Raw genomic sequence first — 18,036 nt, 5'->3', positions numbered from 1 at the left:
GCTTCGTTGCGGGGTTCTTACTGGATATCCCAGCGCTCCGGGTGAGCTGCGTAGGGGCCGCCGCCCGGCGCCGGCGTCCAGACGAAGTCACGCAGCTTGTTGGAGGCCACGCCATAGCGGTTGGCCACCCACAGCGTTGCCCAGGGCAGGTCCTTGTTCATCACCTTGCAGACCTCCTGCCAGGATTGATCGATCTTGGCCGGATCGGTCTGGCCGAGGGCGGTGTCCAACGCAGTGCTCAGATCGTCGAATTCGATGCGCATGGTGTTGAAGCCTGCCGGCGGGATCTGCGACTTGTTGAGGCCGGGGTTGAGGCTGGCCGGATTGGGGCCGTTCTGCAGGCCGGCATAGACCATCGGAAAGCCATTCCAGTCCGGCGTGCCTTGTTTGTAGACGATGCCGTTATAGGTCGGCGTATCGACGACGCGCGGCACCACGTTAATGCCGACTTCGGCCAGCATCGACTGAATGGCGGCCATCACGTTGGCCGCTTGCGGCGAGCCGTAATAGGTCAGCAGGGTGATCGGTTTGTCGCCGTTGATCTTGTCCCAGCCCGCCTCGGTCAGCAGCGCCTTGGCCTTGGCCGGATCGTAGGCATATGGTTCGAGACCCTGGGGAACGAGATGCGGCGCGACATAGCCGCAATTGGCCGGCTTGGCGGCACCGCCATAGAGGCTGTTTATGATGGCGTTGCGGTCGATCGCGTACATGATCGCCTGGCGGACACGGATATCCCTGAACAGGTCGACCTTCTGATTCAGGCCGATATAGTTGACCACGTAGGAGGCACCTTCGATCACTTTGAAATTGCTGTCGCTTTTGAAGGAGGCCGCATCGTCGGGCTCGACATAGGTGAACTGGATTTCGCCGGCACGGAGCGCGGCGACGGCCGCCGCCGGTGACTCGAAATAGCGGTTGATGAGCACGTCTACCTTCGGCTTGCCGCTGCGATAGTCGTCGTCGGCTGCCAGCTCGACATATTGGTCGCTCACGTAGCGTTTGAACTTGAACGGGCCGGTGCCGACCGGAGTGGTCGACCACCAGGTGCTGGTCGCCAGCGATTCCGGCGACAGGGTGGCCAGGGCATGCTCCGGCAGGATCATCAGCTGCGAGAGGATCGATAGAAACGATCCGTTCGGTTTCGATAGCTTCACCACTGCGGTGTGGTCATCCGGCGCATCGACCGAGGCGATATCGGCGAGACGGGCTGCAAACAGGCTGCCGGAGGCCTTGTTCTTGGCAAGCTCGAGCGTGAACTTGACGTCCTTCGAGGTGAACGGCTTGCCGTCGTGCCAAGTCTCGTTGACCAGGTTGAACGTATAGCTCAGCTGGTCGTCGCTGATCTTGTAGTCCTTGGCGAGGTCGCCTTCGATCTCGGTCAGCCCGGCATTGTAGATGACCAGCGGTTCAAAATAGGTGCTGAGCCAGGTGTAGCCGCCGGTCGCGACCAGCGGGTTGAAGTTCTTGGGAAAGCCGCCGGGACCGACGTCGAAGCCGCCGGCGATGGTTTTGGCGTTTTGTGCCTGGACGCTGGTCACTGGGGCAATGCTGGCGAGCAGCAGCCCTGCGATAGAGAATGCGGTGGTCCTGATGCGCATGGTTTCCTCCCTTGGCATGTTCAGGGTGTTCGGTTCTTGGCGATAACCTGCTGGATTCCCCGGTAATGGTCGTCGAGCCGCCGACGCGCCTGGTCGACATCCTTGGCGGCGACGGCCTCGACGATCTCGTTATGGTCGCGCCATGTCGCCAGCGGCGTCGGATTATCGAGATTGGCGAAATTCGAGGCCTTGTTGAACGCCATCCAGAAGATGTCGATCAGCGCGCTCAGCATGCGATTGTTCTGGCAGCGGAACAGCAGCTGATGGAATTGCTGGTCCTCTTCGGCGAAGCTCTCATGGCGCTCGGCACGTTGCCGCATGCGCTCGGTCAACTGGCGCAGCGCCTCGATGTCATCGGCGCTGATCATCTCGATTGTCTTGGCGATGAGGCCGGTTTCCAGCACGCGACGGATTTCGCGCAGCTCTTCGACGTCGCGGAGCGAATCCTGCAAACCGTAGGCCAGGTTGTCCAGCAGCGGCTTGAACGAGAACTCCTTGACGAACACGCCGATGCCGCGTCGCGTCTCCAGGATGCCGATCGATTCCAGCGCCTTGATGGCCTCCCGCACAGAGTTGCGGCCGACGCCGAGCCGCTGCGCCAGGAACGTCTCCGGCGGCAAGGGATCGCCGGCCTTGAGCTGGTTGCTTTCGATATAGGCCCTGAGGCTTTCCTGCACGGTGACGTGAAGGAGCGGCGGCCTGCTCAACGGTTCGATCGACTTCAGTTCCGCCATCCCACTGCTTTCATCATCCGCTGGACTACCCCTGCCCGCTGCTTGTCGTATAGCTACTTGTAGGATATCCTGCAAGCCCATAGCGAACATGTTGCTCCGAATGAAGATAATCCTCGCCGGCTCGAGCCACTGGCACGCCGAAATGCACCTCGACGCCGCACGCTTTTACGGTGCGGAGATCGCCGGTATCTGGGACGAGAATCCTGGCCAAGCGCATGCGTTCGCCGCGCACCACGACCTGCCGTTTATTGAAGATTTCACGGAGATACTCTCCAGCCCGCCGGACGTGATCCTGTTGATGGGGCACCCTTCGACGGTGCCGGCGCGGGTACGTGCGATCATCGGGGCAGGGATACCGCTGATCCTGGAGAAGCCGGCGGCCAGCCATACGAGGGAACTGATGGCGCTGCGCGACCTCGCCCGACAGCACCAGGCCTTTGTCGCTGTGCCCCTGCCCAATCGTTTCGGGCCGGCCGTTGCCGCCTTTGAGCGGCTGCACCGCCAGGGCCGTGCCGGTGTGGTGGCGCATTGCCAGTTCCGGCTGGTCAATGGCCCGCCTGGGCGCTACATCGCCGACGGTGTCGCCTGGGTCGTCGACCCGGCGGTTGGTGGTGGAGGTGCGTTGCGGAATCTCGGCATACACGGCGTGGATGCTGCACTCAGCCTCGCAACCGGCAGGCTTGGCCTGAAGACCGTTTCGATCGCGAACCGCATCCATCCCGGCCCGGTCGAGGATAATGCGCTGCTGGTGCTGGAAGACGAGGCCGGCGCGCTGTTCATCGTCGAGGCCGGCTACACTTTTGCCTCGATGCGCCCCGGTGGCGACTTCGAATGGCGCATCGTCGCTGCCAATGCGACCCTGATCGACCGCGGCGACCGCGCCATCTGCGCCACGCTCGATGATGCGGCAATCGTCGATCTGCCGGTCGAACTGCCGGCAACGCGCTACCGTCTGTGCATGCGCGACACGCTTGACCGGCTGGCCAGAAAGGCGCCTCCGTCGGTGTCCATCGAGGATTACGTTGCGGCGATGTCGCTGATCGACGCCGCTTACGAAAAGGCAGGACCATGATTGGAATAGGAATTATCGGCGCCGGCGATTTCGGCGCAGCCCATGCGCGGGCAATCCGCGAGGTTGGAGGCATTCGCCTCGCCGCCGCCTCTCGTGGAAATTCCGATGCACTGCAGCAATTCACCGCCGAATATGGCGGCAGCGGCTACACCGACTGGCGTCGGCTGCTGGACGACAAGGAGGTCGACGCGGTCCTCATTGCCAGCCCGCATCACCTCCACGCCGAAATGGCCATCGGCGCGGCAGAGGCCGGCAAGCACATCCTGCTCGAAAAGCCGATGGCGCCGACGGCGGCCGCCTGCGATGCGATCAATGCCGCCGTGGCCGAGACCGGCGTCAAGCTGATGGTCGCCCACCTCATGCATTTCGCCCTGCCCTGCATGGCGGCCAAGCAGGTGCTGGAGGAAGGAGTGCTCGGCCGGCCGCTCATCGGATCGAGCTGGATCATCAAGCTCTGGATGGAGCACAATCGCCGCGACTGGCATCTGCGCAAGGCGAGCGGCGGCGGCATGCTGTTGACTGCCGGCATCCACGCGCTCGACCGCCTCGTCTGGCTGATGGATGACGATGTCGTGTCGGTAAGCGGCATGCTCGGCGCCAAGTTCCATGACCAGGAAGCAGACGACACCGCCTTGCTCGGACTGCGCTTCGCCGGCGGCGGCATCGGCCAGGTGCAGAGCGTCGGGTACCGCACCGGCGCTACTACCTACGCCATGGACCTTATCTGCGAGCAGGGAACGCTGCGCATCGACATGGACCGCGGCACGATGCTTGGCCGCGATACGGTCTGGACCGAGCTGCCCGGTTCCTTTGAACCGAACTGGATGCATAACGCGCTGGTGCGCGAATGGAGCGCGATGCGCGATGCCATTGCCGACGACACGCCGGTGCCGGTCGACGGCGCCTATGGGCGCAAGATGATCGCCATTATCGAGGCTGCCTTCGCGTCGAACGAAACCCGCCGCGAACACGAGATCGCCGGTGCACGCTGATCTTAACGACCACCTGGCCCGCTTGCCCGCACACGCGCCGCGCGGCGTCTGGGGCGCAGTGATGCTGGCCATTGATGATCGCGGAGCGATCGACTGGCAGGCGACGAAGAAGACGATCGCCCGGCTCTGCGCATCGGGTGTCGACGGCGTCTATTCCAATGGCACAGCCTGCGAATTCCATTGCCAGACCGAGCCCGAATTCGACCGGCTTTGTGAGCTGGTTGCCGAAACAGCCGGCCGCGCGCGCCTTCCTTTCCAGATCGGCATCAGCCAGTCCAATCCGCGCGTCGCGCTGGAGCGGCTGACGCGGGTCTCCGCACTTCGCCCGACGGCGGCTCAATTCACCTTGCCCGACTGGTGGCCGCCCAGTGACGACGAGATCATGCGTTTTGTCGGCGGCCTCTGCGAGGCCGCGCCCGAAACGCCGCTGGTGCTCTACAACCCGCCGCACGCTAAGCGCCGCCTGACGCTCGACGGCATCGCCAGGCTGCGTGCGGCCGTGCCATCGCTGGTCGGTGCCAAGCTGCCGGGCGGCGACGCCGGCTGGTATGCCGATATGCGCCGCAAACTGGACGGATTCTCGGTCTTCGTTCCCGGCCACACGCTGGCGACAGGGTATGCCGGAGGGGCTCACGGCAGCTATTCCAACGTTGCCTGCCTCAACCCGAAGGGCGCGGTGCAGTGGTGGCAGATGATCCGCACCGACAGGGTCGCAGCTGCCGAGGTCGAGGCCCGCATACGGGCCTTCCTCGCCGCACATGTTCTACCGTTTCGCACCCGTTACGATGTCGGCGATGCAGCACTCGACAAGGCGATGGCGGCGGCCGGCGGCTGGGCGCCGCTCGGGCCGCGATTGCTCTGGCCCTACAGCTCCGTTCCCGATGAGGAAATCCCGACCTTGGCCAAGGCCGCTCACGCGACTTTCCCGGAATGGCGGTAGCGCCCTCAGCGAGGTGCGTGACGACGGCGACTCTTCAGCAGCCGGCTCTCGCGCCCTGTGTCGCGCGTGACGCAAACGCCCCCGGCTGAGGGATATCGGCCTCGCGCCGTGCCAGCGAGTTGCGCAGCAGTGCGATCGCTTCGCGGCCGGCCGTCGCAATCTCGCGTGGCCTGTCGACGCCGACGATCATGAACTCCTTGATTCCCAAAGCGGCGTAGGAAAGCAGCGACAGCGCGACCTGCGCCGGCGGCCCGGCCAGTTCGACCGCCTTCTGGCAGGAAGTGGCCGGTTTGTCTTCCGAACGGATTTGGACGGGAAGCGCGAAACGCAGCTTGCCCGCCCGGCCGTGTTCGGCGGCGGCGCTGCGTACACGCTCCATAGACTGACGGATTTCTGCAAGCGGGCCCGGCGCCAGCTCGAACACGTCCGCATGCCTGCCCGCGACCCTGAGCGCCGTGCCGGACCGTGCGCCCATGCGGATGTTTACGTCGGCGCCATGCGGCCCTTTGCGCGGCACATAGCCGCCTTTGATGCTGTAGAAAGCGCCTTCATGGTCGAACGGTCTGTCGTTCGACCACAACCGCTTCAGCAGCACCAGATATTCGTCGATGCGTTGCCAGACCACCGTATGGCCGGCTGGACGTGCCTCGGCATCGTCGTCGCCGAGTGGCTCGCTGAGCATCCTGAGCGACAGCCGGCCACCGCTTCTCGCGTCGAGGGCAGCGAGCTGCCGTGCCGCCACGATTGGTTCGATCACGCCTGCCCAATGGGTCAGAACGACTTCCAGCGACGAGGTGCGGTCCAGCGTCTGGGCGGCAAGGTCCATATTGGTGAGCAGCCCGGCCTCGTCGTCGATGACGATCTTCCGGAATCCGGCATCTTCGATCAGTGACAGCTTCGTCGCGGTCTCGACAAAGTCATAGAAAAAGCTGGCGTCGGCAGCGTGGATGTTACCGGGAACATGCGTGAACTCGATCGGCATTGCCATCTCCTCCATCACGTTGGAATCAGGGCGCGCAGAAGCGCACCGGCATTCGGTTCATCAACTCCGGAATTTCTGCAAACGGCAGGCCGCTATCCCGAGGAAGCCTCGACGATCAAGGCCTCAATAATCAGGGAATCAGCCCGAGGACCACTGCCCCGGTGAATACAAACGCAAGGGCAAAGACGAGATAGGCGAAAGCGCCGGCGTAGGCCGGCCGCCATACCTGGTCGGAACCCAGCCTTTGACCTCTTCGGGCAGTCTGAGTGTTCTGGCTATAGGACATATCGACCTCCGTCTCGACGCTTAATCTATAAAATCAGTAGACTTTGTCGAGTGCTATTTTCGCGCGATCCTTAGAACAATTTTCTCCAAACGGCGGACAAATTAGTACTTTTGCTGCTTACCGCGCTGCCTTTTGAGGCAGGCGGGGTGACGGCAGAAAATGGCAGGCCCACGTGTCTGTGGCTCCTTGGCCATCCATTGGATGAGGGATAGCATCGCTGCTTCAGTGGAAGCCACGACGTCACGGCAAGGCAGCAGGGAGCAAACCATGGGCACAAGACTGGCCGGCAAGGTCGCCATCATTTCGGGCGGCGCGACCGGCATGGGCGGTGCGGCCTCGGAGCTTTTCGCAGCCGAGGGCGCCAAGGTGGCGATCATCGACCGCAACGGCGAAGCGGCGGCTGCCACCGCAGCAGCAATCAGGCAACGCGGCCATGTCGCCGAGCACTGGGTCGCCGACGTCTCGGACGAGGCGCAGGTCGAAGCGGCGGTGAGGGGCGTGATGGAAAAATTCGGCCGGGTCACGGTTCTGTTCAATCACGCCGGCACCATCGTCATAAAACCCTTCCTGGAGACCACGCTGCAGGAATGGGAATGGCTGCATGCCGTCAATGTGCGCTCGATGTTCCTGATGACGCGCGCCGTGCTACCCGGCATGATCGCCGCCGGCGGCGGTTCCATCGTCTGCACCTCGTCGATCTCGGCGGTGGCGGCGACGCCGATGGAGGTGCTCTACGATACCACCAAGGGCGCCTGCCATATGTTCGCGCGTGCCATCGCCGTCGAGTTCCGCGACCGCAACATCCGCTGCAATGCGGTCTGCCCCGGCTTCATCAGGACGCCGCATGGCCTGCGCGAGGTCGCCGATCTCGACAAACTCGGCGTCGATGTCTCCGACGCGGCAATGGCGGCGCAGCAGGGGCGGATCGGCGAGCCGGAAGAGGTGGCGAAGGCAGCCCTGTTCCTGGCCAGCGACGAGGCCAGCTTCGTCAACGGCGCGCATCTGTTCGTCGACAACGGCTTCACGGCGATGTGAAAGGCGGAGCACCGTTACCGTTCTTCGCGCCGGAACGGCTTGAGCAGCGCCGAGGGCGCCACCGCATTGCGCGACATCACCGCCATGGCGACGATGGTGAAGATGAACGGCAACATCAGGAACGCCTCGTAGGGGATATGGCCAAGCCCGCTCGCCTGCATGCGCAACTGCAAGGCGTCGACGAAGGCAAACAGCAATGCGGCGCCTGCCGTGCGCCAAGGGTCCCAGCGGCCGAAGACGACGAGCGCGATCGCCACCCAGCCGCGTCCCGAAACGACGCCGAAGGTGAACGCGTTGAACTGCGCCATCGACAGGAAGGCGCCTGCGAGCCCCGTCAAGGCACCGCCGAGGATCACCGCCTGGAAGCGCGTTGCGATGACGCTGACGCCGGCCGAATCGGCGGCCCGCGGGTTTTCACCGACCATGCGAACAGACAGGCCCCATGGCGTGCGGTAGAGCACGAAGGCGGCCAGGGGAATAGACAGCATCGCCATGTAGACCAGCGAAAACTGGTTGAACACCGCCGGCCCAAGCACCGGTACGTCGGACAGGATTGGGATCGGCAGCGTCTCGAACCCCTTGATGTTCGGTGGCACCGATTGCTGGCCGAAGATCAGCCGGTAGAGGAAATAGGCAAGGCCCGACGAGAACAGCGTCACGCCGATACCGCAGACATGCTGGCTGAGGCCGAGCGCTACCGTGAACAGCGCATGCACGGCACCCATCAGCGCCCCGGTCAGCACCGCCGCAAGCACGCCGAGCCACAGGCTGCCGCTGAGGCTCGCCGCGGTGAAGCCGGTCATTGCCGACAAAAGCATGATGCCTTCGATGCCGAGATTGAGCACACCGGCGCGCTCGGAAAACATTTCGCCCAGCGTTGCGAAGGCAAGCGGCGTGGCGATGCGGATGATCGCGGCCAGGAAGCCGACCTGGAAGATTTGCTCCAGCACCACGCTCATCTGGCGGCTCCGACGCGGCGGATGCGATAGGCGGTGAACAGGAGCGCCACCAGCATGGCGAGCAGCGCAGTTCCCTGGATGACTTCGCTGAGGAAGGCCGGAACGCCGGTCGCCCGCGACATCGCCTCGGCGCCGGTCATGACGGCGGCAAGGAAGATCGCCGCCGGCACCACGCCGAGCGGATTGAGCCTCGCCAGCATGGCGACGACGATGCCGGAATAGCCATAGCCCGGCGAGATGTCGCTCATCACCTGGAAATGCACGCCGCCGACCTCGCCGACGCCTGCAAGGCCGGCCAATGCGCCGGACAGCAGCGCCGTCGAAATCAGCACCCGCTCGACATTGATGCCGCCATAGCGCGCGGCTTCCGGGTTCTCGCCGGTGACCCTGATGCGAAAGCCGAGCGTTGTACGCGCGACCACGAACCAGATCAGGGGTGCCGCGACCAGCGCCGCGACGACGCCGAGATGCAGCCGCGTGCCTTCGATGAGTACCGGGAAATTCGCTGAATCCTCGATCGGGGGCGAGATCGGGTAGCCGCTGAAACTGTCCTTCCATGGCCCCTCGATCAGCGCCATCAGTGCGTAGAAAATGACCGAATTGAGCAGCAGCGAGCTGACCACGTCATCGACCCTGAATTTCACCCGTAGCGTCGCGGGGATCAGCGCGACGGCAGCGCCGGCGGCCCCACCCGCCAGCGCCATCAGCAGCATGGCGAGCGGCCCCGGCATCGGGATGGCGCCGACGGCACAGCTCGCCACCGCACCGGCCAGCAATTGCCCTTCGGCGCCGATGTTCCAGAACTTGGCGCGGAAGGCGACCGCCACGGCAAGCCCTGTGAAGATCATCGGGGTGGCACGCACCAGCGTTTCGGTGACGGCGTAGCTGTCGCCCAGCGACGCCGAAAACATCACGCTATAAGCCTCGACGACGCCGGCGCCAGCCAGTGCGATGAGGCCGCTGCAGAAGATCAGCGTCGCCCCGATGGCGAGCAGCGGCAGAGCCAGATTGAACCAGGCGGGCGTTGAGGTGCGGGCCTCGAGACGGAACATCACGCCTCCGCTCCGGTCATCATCAACCCGAGTCTGGCGACGCTGGCGTCGGCACTGTCGAGCGTGCCGACGATGCGGCCCTCATACATCACCGCGATACGATCCGAGAGCATCAGCAACTCTTCCAGGTCCTCGCCAATGACGATGATGCCGCAGCCCTTGGCGCGCATGTCGAGGAATTTTTCGTGGATGAAGCGCGCGGCGCCGATGTCGAGGCCGCGAGTCGGCTGCGAAACGATGAGCACTTTCGGATCGAAGGCGAGTTCGCGCGCCAGAAGCGCCTTCTGCAGATTGCCGCCGGAAAGCGCCCCGGCGCGCGTCATCGGGCCGGGGCAACGTATGTCGTAGGTCTTGATCTGCGCCTCGGCGAAGGCGCGGATCGCATCCGGCTTGAGCAGGCCGTTGTGGCTGAACGCCGCCGAGCCGATGCGCGGCAGCACCATGGAATCGGCAAGCGGCAGATTGGTGACCAGCCCTGTCGTCATGCGGTCTTCCGGGATGCGGCCGAGGCCGAGCGCCTGGACTGTGCTCGGCGAGAACCGCGAAACCGCTTTGCCGGCTATGGTCATCTTCCCGGCATCGGGCGCACGCACGCCGGAGATGACCTCGGCAAGCGCGCGCTGGCCATTGCCGGAGACGCCGGCGATGCCAAGGATCTCGCCGCCACGAACCGACAGCGAAACATCGCGCAGCGCCATGCCGGAATGATGCGATGTCGAGATACCGTCGAGGGTCAGCACGGCCGCACCGGGCATCGACGGTCCTCTGGCCGGAGGCACGATCTCGTGGCCGCACATCAGCCGCGCCATCTCCGAAGACGTCGTGCTGGCCGGCGCATCGACGCGACCGGCAACGCGCCCATGCCTGAGCACGACGCAGCGATGCGTCAGCGCCCGCACCTCGTTGAGCTTGTGCGAAATGAAGATGATGCCGAGCCCTTGTGCCGCCATCGAGCGAAGCGCCGAAAACAGTCCGTCGACCTCTGTCGGCGCCAGCACCGCCGTCGGCTCGTCGAGGATCAGCAGCCTTGCGCCGCGAAACAGCGCCTTGACGATTTCGAGCCGCTGTTGCTCGCCGACCGACAGCGCCGAGACGGGGAGGTCCGGGTCGAGCGTCAGCCCGTGCTGGCGGCCGATCTCGGCGAGCCGCGCCAGCCCGCCGGCGCGGTCGATCCGGCCCGATCTGCCGGGAATGCCGATCAAGAGGTTCTCCAGCACCGAAAGCCGCGGCGCGAGATGAAAATGCTGGTGCACCATGCCGATGCCAGCGGCCAGCGCATCGGCCGAGCTGTTGATCGCCAGCGGTCGGCCCTGCACCAGGATCTCGCCGGCATCGGGCGCATAGGCACCGAACAGCACATTCATCAGCGTCGTCTTGCCGGCACCGTTTTCGCCAAGCAGCCCGAGGATTTCACCCGGCGCGACGCTGAGATCGACGGCTTCGTTCGCCTTGACGGCGCCAAAGCTCTTGGAGATGCCGCGCATTTCGATGAGAGGGGCAGGCGTTGACAAGGCGGGATCCTGGTGGCGTTGACGCCGATATCCCTCCCCCTTGAGGGGAGGGTGCCGAGCGAAGCGAGGCGGGAGGGGTCGTCTCAACCGCCTCGACGTTTAGACCGAAAAAGATGGAGCGCGTCGCCGAGAACCCCACCCGGCCCTGCGGGCCACCCTCCCCTCGAGGGGAGGGATGCGCCGCTCAGTCCGAGACCGGCGTATTCTCATCGACATCGACACGGAAATTGCCGTCGAGGATTTCGGCCTTCTTCTTTTCGACCAAGTCCTTGACCTCGGCCGGCAGCGTCTTGTCGAACTTGTGATAGGGCGCGAGGTAGGAGCCGCCCTTGGCCATGCGCGAGAAATCACCGTAATCCTGCGCCGTAAAGACGCCGGCCTTGACCAGCTTGATTGCCTGCTCGACCGTCGGATACATGTCCCAGACCGGCCCGGTGATCACCGTGTCGGGGCCGAGGCTCGATTGGTCCGACATGTTGGAGATAGCGAGGATCTTTTTCTCGACCGCCGCTTCGATGACGCCAAAGCGCTCGGCATAGATGACGTCGACGCCGGCGTCGATCTGGGCGACAGCAGCTTCCTTTGCCTTCGGCGGATCGAAGAACGAGCCGATGAAGGCGACCTTCTTCTTGATGTTGGGATTGACCTCCTTGGCACCGGCAAAGAAGGCGTTGACCAGCCGGTTCACTTCCGGAATGCCCATCGCCGCGACGGCGCCAATCGTGCCCGATTTCGACATTTTTCCCGCAATCATGCCGGACAGATAGGCCGGCTCGTGGATCCAGTTGTCGAAAACCCCGAAATTCGGCTCGGCCGGCCCTGCGCCGGAGCCGAACAGGAAGGCGGTCTTCGGGAATTGCTTGGCGGTCCTGCGCGATTCGCGCTCGGCGGCGAAGGCATCGCCCAGCACCAGCTCATAGCCGCCCTGCGCATATTCGCGCATGACACGGCTGAAATCGGCGGTCTGCACCTTCTCCGACCATTTGTATTCGATGCCGAGTTCCTTCTCGGCCTTCTGCAGGGCGACATGGATCTGGTTGTCCCACGGCTCCTCGATCGGCGTGGCGAAGATCGCCGCCACTTTCAGCTTCTTGGTCTTGGCGAAGGCGCTGTCCGGCAGCATCGCCGCCGCCAGGCCGAGCGCGCCCAGCTCCAGCACGTTGCGTCGCGAAAGCCCTTCGCGTTTCGATTGGATTCTGCTCTTCCCGTTGTCCATTGCATGCCCCTCTGATTGGCGCCGTGTCGAGCCGGCTCTCTTCTCTGGAATATCGGCGGAGGAACTATGGAACGGTGCCCGGCTTTTGTCCACATGGTCAAATTTGGCCGGGCGGAACTGCTGTAAACGTTCGTGTAATCGCAGCTTTAGAACGACCGGAGCTGCTTGCTCACAATCTCTCGAGCGCCACCGCGATCCCCTGGCCGACCCCGATGCACATGGTCGCGAGGCCGTAGCGGCCGCCGCGTTCGCGCAGCTCCAGCGCAGCCGTGCCCGTGATGCGCGCGCCGGACATGCCAAGCGGATGGCCGAGCGCGATGGCGCCGCCATTCGGGTTGACGTGCTCCGCATCCTCGGCAATGCCGAGTTGGCGCAGCACCGCGATGCCTTGCGAGGCGAAGGCCTCGTTGAGTTCGATGACATCGAATTGTCGCGGCTTCAGGCCGAGCCGGGCGCATAGCTTTTGCGTGGCCGGCACCGGGCCAATGCCCATGATGCGCGGCGCCACGCCGGCGGTGGCACCGCCGAGAATACGGGCGATCGGCGTCAACCCGTATCTTTTCACGGCGGTTTCCGAGGCGACGATCAGCGCTGCGGCACCATCGTTAACGCCCGACGCATTGCCGGCGGTAACCGTGCCGCCTTGCCGGAACGGCGTCGGCAACTTGGCCAACGCTTCGATCGACGTGCCCCCGCGCGGATGCTCATCTCTGTCGACAACGACCGGATCGCCCTTGCGCTGCGCGATCGTCACCGGCGTAATTTCCTTCGCCAGCCGACCATTGGCTTGCGCGGCTACGGCCTTGTCCTGGCTGCGCACGGCAAACGCATCCTGGTCTGCGCGGGAGACAGCGAACTCTTCCGCCACGTTCTCGCCGGTCTCCGGCATCGAATCGACGCCGTATTGCTTCTTCATCAGCGGATTGATGAAGCGCCAGCCGATCGTGGTGTCGTAAATCTCGGCATTGCGCGAAAAGGCGGTCTCCGCCTTCGGCATGACAAACGGAGCACGGCTCATCGATTCGACGCCGCCTGATACTATCAGCTCCGCCTCGCCGGCCTTGATAGTGCGGGCAGCAATCATCAGCGCATCCATGCCCGAACCGCAGAGGCGATTGACGGTCGACCCGGGAACCTCCTTCGGCAGGCCGGCCAGCAGCAGGGACATCCTCGCCACATTGCGGTTGTCCTCGCCGGCCTGATTGGCGCAGCCATAGATGACATCGTCGATGGCGGCCCAGTCGATGCCCGAATTACGCTCGACCAGCGCCTTCAAAGGGATAGCGCCGAGATCGTCGGCACGGACCGCCGACAGCGAACCGCCGAAGCGTCCGATCGGCGTGCGGATGTAGTCGCAGATATAGGCCTCGGCCATAATGCAGCCTTCCCTTTCCCGGCCCGGCCATGTTGGCCGCATTCTCCTTGAGACGAAAGCACATCTCGCCGCCGGCCGTTAGGCCAAAGACAATTTCAGCTGCCGCCCGCGGGGAGCGGCGGATCAGCCGATGCTTTCTCCACCGTCGATCACCAGCGCCTGACCGGCGTTGATACTAGCCGCTGTTCCAGGAACCGGTTTCGGCCATCTGTCTGAGCCGGGGTGCCACTCGAAAGACGTCCTTGCCGGTCTGCTGGCGCCAGTGATCCAGCCGCTGGATAATCTTGTCCACGCCTTCGAGGCTTGCCCAGAACATCGGACCGCCCTTGCCGACCGGGAAGCCGTAGCCGTTGACCCAGACGACATCGATATCGGACGCGCGGGCGGCAATCTTTTCCTCGAGGATTCTGGCGCCTTCGTTGATCATCGGATAGAGCGTCCGCTCGATGATCTCCCCGGCGCCGATTGGCCGCGGTGCAATGCCGCGTTCGGCAGCTTTGTTACGGATCAGCATCTCGACCTCGGGATCGGGCAGCGGCGTGCGCGAACCGTTCTCATGACGATAGAAGCCGCTACCGGTCTTCTGGCCGAAATGCCCCTGTTCGCACAACGCATCGGCGATCACGGCCGTCCGGCCGCGCGCCTTGCGGTTGCGCCAGCCTATGTCGAGGCCGGCGAGATCGCTCATCTCGAACGGCCCCATCGGCCAGCCGAAATCGGTGAACACCTGGTCGACCTGGCGCGGCATGGCGCCTTCCAGCAGAAGCGTCTCCAGTTCCGCACCGCGCGCCGCCAGCATGCGGTTGCCGACGAAGCCGTGGCAGACGCCGACAACGACCGGCACCTTGCCGATCCGCCGTGCCAGATCGACGATGGTCGCCAGCACGTCGGGCGAAGTCTTGTCGGCGCGGACGATTTCCAAAAGCTTCATGACGTTAGCCGGCGAAAAGAAATGCATGCCGAGAAGATCTTGCGGCCGCGACGTCGAACCGGCGATCTCGTTGACGTCGAGATAGGAGGTGTTGGTGGCGAGGATCGCGCCCGGTTTGGCCACCGCATCGAGCCTGCCGAAGACATCCTTCTTGACCGCCATCTCCTCGAATACGGCCTCGACGATCAGGTCGCAATCGGCGAGGTCGGCATAGTCGGTGCTGCCCCTGAACAAATCCAGCCGCTCGCGCTTGGCGTGTTCGCTCAGCGATCCGCGGATAACGGAAACGGCATAATTCTTGTCGATCGTCGTCAGTCCGCGTTGCAATGCTTCCTGCGTCGTCTCCAGCAAGGTCACAGGAAGACCGCTGTTGGCGAACGCCATGGCGATGCCGCCGCCCATGGTGCCGGCGCCGATGACGCCGACCCGGGCGATCTTGCGCCTGACGACATCCTTGCCGGCAATCTTTGCCGCCTCACGTTCAGCGAAGAACAGATGCCGCTGCGCGCGTGACTGGTCACCGGCGACAAGCTTGAGGAACAGGTCGCGCTCCGCCGCCAGCGCTTCGTCGAAGGGCAGCGTCAGGGCGTTGCGGACCGACTGCGCACAGGCGATCGGCGCCTCGAGGCCGCGTGCTTTTTTGGAAAACGCTGCCGCCTGCTTGTCGAAAGCCGGCAAGTCGGCCTGGTCAAGGCGATCATTGCGGTCGCGCACGGGCGTGAACGGACCGCCTTTCGCGGCCGTTTCGCTGGCGAAACTCACCGCTTTCGCGATCAGGTCGCCATCGAAGACGGCATCCACCAGGCCGTCGGCGCGCGCCTCGACAGCACCGATCGGCGTTCCCGAAACGATCATGCTGAGTGCCTTTAGCGTACCAACCAGGCGCGGCAGACGAACCGTGCCGCCGCCGCCCGGCAGCAGGCCGAGCGTGACTTCCGGCAGGCCGAGCCTTGCCGTTCGGTCGGCAACACGGAAATGGCAGCCGAGCGCCAGTTCCAGGCCGCCGCCGAGCGCAGTGCCGTGAATGGCTGCGACCGTCGGCTTGGTGATAGTTTCCAGCACGGCGACAATAGCGCGCAATTCCGGCTGCTGCGCCGGTCTGCCGAATTCGGCGATGTCGGCGCCTGCAACGAAGGTCCGCCCGGCGCAGGCGATCACGATTGCTCCGACCGACGGCTCGTCCCGCAGGGAAACGAGCGCCCGCATCAACGGCTCGCGCACATGAAAGCTCAGCGCGTTGACCGGCGGATTGTCGATGATCACCACCGCGACGTTGCCATGCCTTGTGGTGCTGACGAAATCGGACACGCAAACCTCATACAACGATGTTGGCCAATAGCGCGACGGGATTTACAGCGCTGGCATGCGGATGGGAACCACGTGTTTTGCGGGCCGGATCGTTATCCCCTCGCCGCCGGGTGCCTCGCCTTAGCGCAGCGCCTTCTGCCCACCGGCGGCGGTGATGACGCCGACGATGATCAGCCCTGTCAGCACCAGGCGGACGCCGACGCTGACGCCGAATGTGTTGAGCATGGTCAACAGCAGCACGAGAAACAGCGCCGCGCCCCAGACCCCCGGCACATTGGCCTTGCCGCCAGCCACCGACGTGCCGCCGATGACGACGACCGCGATTGAGGCCAGCAGATACTCATTGCCGATATCGACATTGGCGCCGCGGAAATAGCCGGCGAGCAGTGCGCCGTCGAGGCCGCCGAGCGCGCCCGACAGCGTGTAGGTGAGGAAGCGGGTGCGGCCGACATTGACGCCGGCCAGCCAGGCGGCGCGGATGTTCTGGCCGATCGCCAGCACCGAGCGTCCGTAGATCATGCGCTGCAAAACGATGCCGGCGCCGATGGTGAACAGCACGGTGAGGATCGCCAGCACCGGGATGCCGAACACCTGCCAGTTGGTGAAGTCGGCAAAGCCCGGCGGCGGCTTGATCTGCAGGCCGCGCCCATAGCTGATATCGACCGACTGGATAACGAAACTGGCCGACAGCGTCGCGATGATCGGTGGAATGCGCAGCGCCCAGATCAGCAGATAGTTGACGGCGCCGATCGCCATGCCGCAGGCAAGCGCGGCCAGCAGCCCGACCGCGATCATCGCATCGTTGCCGTCCATGACCTTCATGGCGACGGCGCTGGCAAGGCCGATGTTGGCCGGCAGCGACAGGTCGACATTGCCCGGCCCGAGCGTGATGACGAACATCTGGCCGACGCCGACAATGACGGTGAAGACCGCGAGCGACAGCGCCGCCGTGATCATGCCGCCGCCGCCATAGCCGCCGGTGAAGGCGATGGTCGCCAGCCACACCAGCAGCGCCCCGAAGAATGACCAGATCCAGGGTCTGGCGAGCAGGGTCCGCAGCGAAGCCATGCTCACCTCTCCCTGCGGCTGATCAGCACCCGCGCTGCCAGCACGATGATCAGGATGGCGCCATTGGCGGCGACCTGCCAGTCGGGCGGAATGTGCATGAAGGTCAAGAGCGGCGATGCGGCCAGAGCCAGCGTCAGCGCGCCGATGACGGCGCCGATCGGCGACACCCGGCCGCCGACGAACTCGCCGCCGCCGAGGATGACGCCGGCGATCGAAAGCAGCGTGTAGCCATTGCCGATATTGGCATCGGCCGAGGTGGTGATGCCGATCAGCGCCATGCCGGACAAAACGCCGAACAGGCCGGTCAGCGCAAACAGCGCGATCTTGGTGCGCAGCAGCGACCAGCCGGCGCGCTTGAGTGCGGCTGAATTGCCGCCCGATCCACGCAGGATGACGCCATACGAGGTGCGCATCAGGCCAAAGTGGACGACGGCCGCGATCAGCAATGCCGCGATGATCGGGAACGGAATGAAGGGTGGCTTGAAGGCCATCAGCGCCAGCAGCCAGTCCGGCGCCTTGCCGCCGGGCTTCGGCAGGATGAGGATGGCCAGGCCCTGCCAGACAAAACTCATGCCGAGCGTCACCACGATAGAGGGCAGGTTGCGCAGATGGATCAGCGCGCCGAGCAGCGCGTAGACGCCGATCGACCCGAGCAGGATGACGACGCCGAGCAGCGGCGCGTCCTTCAGCCACGTCGCCGTGACACAGCCTACGAAGCCGACAAAGGTGCCGATCGACAGATCGAGCTCATTGCCGGCGATGACGAACATCTGGGCGATCGTCGCCAGTGCGATCGGGATCGCCAGATTGAGCATCAGGCTGAAGCCGAAATAGCTGATGGCGCGCGGGTTGAGCCACGCGATGGCGATGAGCACCAGCGCCAGCGACAGTGCCGGCAGCAGGCTGCGCAGCATACGCGCCCGCCTCGTGGCGCGAGCCGAAGATCTTAGCCCACTCTCGACAGATGCCGCTGTCAT

General features: G+C 64.5%; 15 protein-coding genes. 4 read left to right on the top strand and 11 right to left on the bottom strand.

Going from position 1 to position 18,036, the window contains the following annotated elements; all coding sequences use genetic code 11:
• Positions 1-17: 17 nt before the first annotated feature.
• Complete coding sequence (locus NKJ12_RS03670; protein WP_352701283.1) at positions 18-1,598, bottom strand: ABC transporter substrate-binding protein; 1,581 nt, start codon at positions 1,596-1,598, stop codon at positions 18-20.
• A 20-nt stretch (positions 1,599-1,618) separates the two neighbouring features.
• Entirely contained in the window at positions 1,619-2,332 is a 714-nt protein-coding gene (locus NKJ12_RS03665; RefSeq protein ID WP_352701282.1) for a FadR/GntR family transcriptional regulator, read from the bottom strand.
• Positions 2,333-2,432: 100 nt separating this feature from the next.
• Here NKJ12_RS03665 and NKJ12_RS03660 point away from each other — a divergent pair, with 100 nt between their 5' ends.
• Genes NKJ12_RS03660 through NKJ12_RS03650 form a run of 3 tightly spaced genes read left to right on the top strand, consistent with a single transcriptional unit; the run spans position 2,433 to position 5,336 of the window.
• A complete protein-coding gene (locus tag NKJ12_RS03660; protein WP_352701281.1) occupies positions 2,433-3,404 on the top strand; it encodes a Gfo/Idh/MocA family protein in 972 nt (323 codons plus the stop codon).
• Complete coding sequence (locus NKJ12_RS03655; RefSeq protein WP_352701280.1) at positions 3,401-4,396, top strand: Gfo/Idh/MocA family protein; 996 nt, start codon at positions 3,401-3,403, stop codon at positions 4,394-4,396. The genes NKJ12_RS03660 and NKJ12_RS03655 overlap by 4 nt, the downstream gene beginning before the upstream one ends.
• Positions 4,386-5,336, top strand: coding sequence for a dihydrodipicolinate synthase family protein (locus NKJ12_RS03650; RefSeq protein ID WP_352701278.1), 951 nt, complete (start codon positions 4,386-4,388; stop codon positions 5,334-5,336). Before NKJ12_RS03655 ends, NKJ12_RS03650 begins: the two co-directional genes overlap by 11 nt.
• 34 nt (positions 5,337-5,370) lie before the next feature.
• Here NKJ12_RS03650 and NKJ12_RS03645 read toward each other — a convergent pair whose 3' ends face one another.
• The gene (locus NKJ12_RS03645; RefSeq protein WP_352701277.1) at positions 5,371-6,318 is read right to left on the bottom strand and encodes an LLM class flavin-dependent oxidoreductase; all 948 of its coding nucleotides are present in this window, start codon (positions 6,316-6,318) and stop codon (positions 5,371-5,373) included.
• Positions 6,319-6,871: 553 nt separating this feature from the next.
• On the opposite strand from NKJ12_RS03645, the gene NKJ12_RS03640 reads away from it, so the two are divergent.
• On the top strand, positions 6,872-7,639 hold the full coding sequence (locus NKJ12_RS03640) for an SDR family NAD(P)-dependent oxidoreductase (RefSeq protein WP_352701276.1): 768 nt from the start codon (positions 6,872-6,874) through the stop codon (positions 7,637-7,639).
• 14 nt (positions 7,640-7,653) lie between these two features.
• Here the strand turns inward: NKJ12_RS03640 and NKJ12_RS03635 are convergent, their stop codons facing one another.
• From NKJ12_RS03635 to NKJ12_RS03600, 8 genes are all read right to left on the bottom strand, one after another.
• Positions 7,654-8,598 carry an ABC transporter permease gene (locus NKJ12_RS03635; RefSeq protein WP_352701275.1) on the bottom strand — a complete coding sequence of 315 codons (945 nt, stop codon included), beginning with the start codon at positions 8,596-8,598 and terminating at the stop codon, positions 7,654-7,656.
• Positions 8,595-9,650 carry an ABC transporter permease gene (locus tag NKJ12_RS03630; RefSeq protein WP_352701274.1) on the bottom strand — a complete coding sequence of 352 codons (1,056 nt, stop codon included), beginning with the start codon at positions 9,648-9,650 and terminating at the stop codon, positions 8,595-8,597. The genes NKJ12_RS03635 and NKJ12_RS03630 overlap by 4 nt, the downstream gene beginning before the upstream one ends.
• Positions 9,650-11,134, bottom strand: a complete 1,485-nt coding sequence (locus NKJ12_RS03625; protein ID WP_502905691.1) for an ABC transporter ATP-binding protein — start codon at positions 11,132-11,134, stop codon at positions 9,650-9,652. The genes NKJ12_RS03630 and NKJ12_RS03625 overlap by 1 nt, the downstream gene beginning before the upstream one ends.
• Before the next feature lie 211 nt (positions 11,135-11,345).
• Complete coding sequence (locus NKJ12_RS03620; protein WP_352701273.1) at positions 11,346-12,377, bottom strand: BMP family protein; 1,032 nt, start codon at positions 12,375-12,377, stop codon at positions 11,346-11,348.
• A gap of 169 nt (positions 12,378-12,546) precedes the next feature.
• Positions 12,547-13,752 (bottom strand): 3-oxoadipyl-CoA thiolase, encoded by a 1,206-nt coding sequence (gene pcaF, locus NKJ12_RS03615; protein WP_352701272.1) that lies wholly within the window; start codon positions 13,750-13,752, stop codon positions 12,547-12,549.
• 175 nt (positions 13,753-13,927) lie between these two features.
• Positions 13,928-15,991, bottom strand: coding sequence for a 3-hydroxyacyl-CoA dehydrogenase NAD-binding domain-containing protein (locus NKJ12_RS03610; RefSeq protein WP_352701271.1), 2,064 nt, complete (start codon positions 15,989-15,991; stop codon positions 13,928-13,930).
• Between the two features lie 120 nt (positions 15,992-16,111).
• Entirely contained in the window at positions 16,112-17,059 is a 948-nt protein-coding gene (locus NKJ12_RS03605) for an ABC transporter permease (protein ID WP_023678189.1), read from the bottom strand.
• A 2-nt stretch (positions 17,060-17,061) separates the two neighbouring features.
• Complete coding sequence (locus tag NKJ12_RS03600; protein ID WP_352701269.1) at positions 17,062-18,036, bottom strand: ABC transporter permease; 975 nt, start codon at positions 18,034-18,036, stop codon at positions 17,062-17,064.

The sequence above is a fragment of the Mesorhizobium sp. M0195 genome (genome assembly GCF_040322115.1).
Taxonomy (GTDB): domain Bacteria; phylum Pseudomonadota; class Alphaproteobacteria; order Rhizobiales; family Rhizobiaceae; genus Mesorhizobium.
The sequence above is the reverse complement of the archived record's forward strand: the minus strand, read 5'-3'. Positions and strand labels throughout refer to the sequence as shown.